Genomic DNA, 1764 nt, shown 5'->3' with positions numbered 1-1764 from the left:
CGAGCGGGCGAAGAACATGTTCGCGCTCGGGCTGCTGTCCTGGATGTACCACCGGCCCACCGAGGGCACGGAGCGGTTCCTGCGCGAGAAGTTCGCCCGCAAGCCCGACCTCGCCGAGGCCAACATCCTGGCCTTCCGGGCCGGTTGGAACTACGGCGAGACCACCGAGTCGTTCGCGGTCACCTACGAGGTCGCCCCGGCCAAGTTTCCGGCGGGCACCTACCGGCAGATCACCGGCAACACCGCGCTGGCGTACGGAATCGTCGCCGCCGGGCAGCGTTCCGGGCTGCCCGTGCTGCTGGGCTCCTACCCGATCACGCCGGCCAGCGACATCCTGCACGAGCTGAGCAAGCACAAGAACTTCGGCGTCACCACCGTGCAGGCCGAGGACGAGATCGCCGGGATCGGCATGGCGTTGGGCGCGGCCTACGGCGGCGCGCTGGGCGTGACGTCGACGTCCGGGCCGGGGATCGCGCTGAAGTCGGAGACCATCGGCCTCGCGGTCATGTCGGAGCTGCCGCTGCTGGTGATCGACGTGCAGCGCGGCGGCCCGTCCACCGGACTTCCCACCAAGACCGAGCAGGCCGACCTGCTGCAGGCCATGTTCGGCCGCAACAGTGAGTGCCCGGTGCCGATCGTGGCGCCGCAGTCTCCTGCCGACTGCTTCGAGATCGCGCTCGAGGCGGCCAGGATCGCGCTGACCTACCGCACCCCGGTGCTGCTGCTGTCCGACGGGTCGATCGCCAACGGCTCGGAGCCGTGGCTGATCCCGAACGTCGACGAGCTGCCCGACCTGTCGGTGGAGTTCGCCTCCGAGCCCAACGCGCTGGACGGCTCCGACGAGCACTGGCCGTACGTGCGCGACACCGAGACCCTGGCGCGGCAGTGGGCCATCCCCGGCACTCCCGGGCTGCAGCACCGGATCGGCGGGCTGGAGAAGGCCGACGGCAAGGGCAACATCTCCTACGACCCGGACAACCACGACCGGATGGTCCGGCTGCGTCAGGCCAAAGTGGACGGTGTGACCGTTCCGGACCTGACCGTCGACGACCCGTCCGGCAAGGCGCGGGTGCTGGTGCTCGGCTGGGGCTCGACCTACGGGCCGATCGGCGCCGCCTGCCGGCGCGTGCGTAACGAGGGGCTGGCCATCGCCCAGGCCCACCTGCGTTACCTCAACCCGTTCCCCGGCAACCTCGGCGACGTGCTCGCGTCCTACGACAAGGTCGTCGTCCCGGAGATGAACCTCGGCCAGCTGGCATTGCTGCTGCGCGGCCGGTTCCTGGTCGACGCGATCTCCTACACCAAGGTCGCCGGGCAGCCGTTCAAGGCGGAGGAGCTTCAGGGCGTTTTCACCGACCACGTGAAGGGAGTGGCAGCGTGACCGCCATCGACCTCGGCCTGCCCGACGTGAGCGGGCTGGCGGGGGTACCCACGACCGACGAGAAGCAGACCGCCAAGGACTACAAGTCCGACCAGGAGGTCCGCTGGTGTCCCGGCTGCGGGGACTACGTGGTCCTCAACGCCATGCAGGCGTTCATGCCCTCGCTCGGGCTGCGGCGCGAGAACATCGTGTTCGTCTCCGGGATCGGTTGCTCCTCGCGGTTCCCGTACTACATGAACACCTACGGGATGCACTCCATCCACGGCCGCGCCCCGGCGATCGCCACCGGCCTGGCGGTCACCCGGCCGGACCTGTCGGTCTGGGTGGTCACCGGCGACGGCGACGCACTGTCCATCGGCGGCAACCACCTGATCCATGCCTTG

2 protein-coding genes are annotated in these 1764 nt (G+C 69.6%); both read left to right on the top strand.

Annotated elements, in window-relative coordinates:
* A partial coding sequence (locus tag VGX25_RS25830; protein WP_326920499.1) for a 2-oxoacid:acceptor oxidoreductase subunit alpha occupies nt 1-1381 on the top strand: 1381 nt, incomplete at its 5' end.
* On the top strand, nt 1378-1764 hold a 387-nt coding region (locus VGX25_RS25825; protein WP_326920498.1), incomplete at its 3' end, for a thiamine pyrophosphate-dependent enzyme. The genes VGX25_RS25830 and VGX25_RS25825, both read left to right, overlap by 4 nt.

The sequence above is a fragment of the Actinophytocola sp. genome (genome assembly GCF_035942955.1).
In the GTDB taxonomy this organism is placed as follows: Bacteria; Actinomycetota; Actinomycetes; order Mycobacteriales; family Pseudonocardiaceae; genus DASYTH01.
Note: the sequence above shows the minus strand (reverse complement) of the source record. Positions and strands in the feature narration are given on the sequence as shown.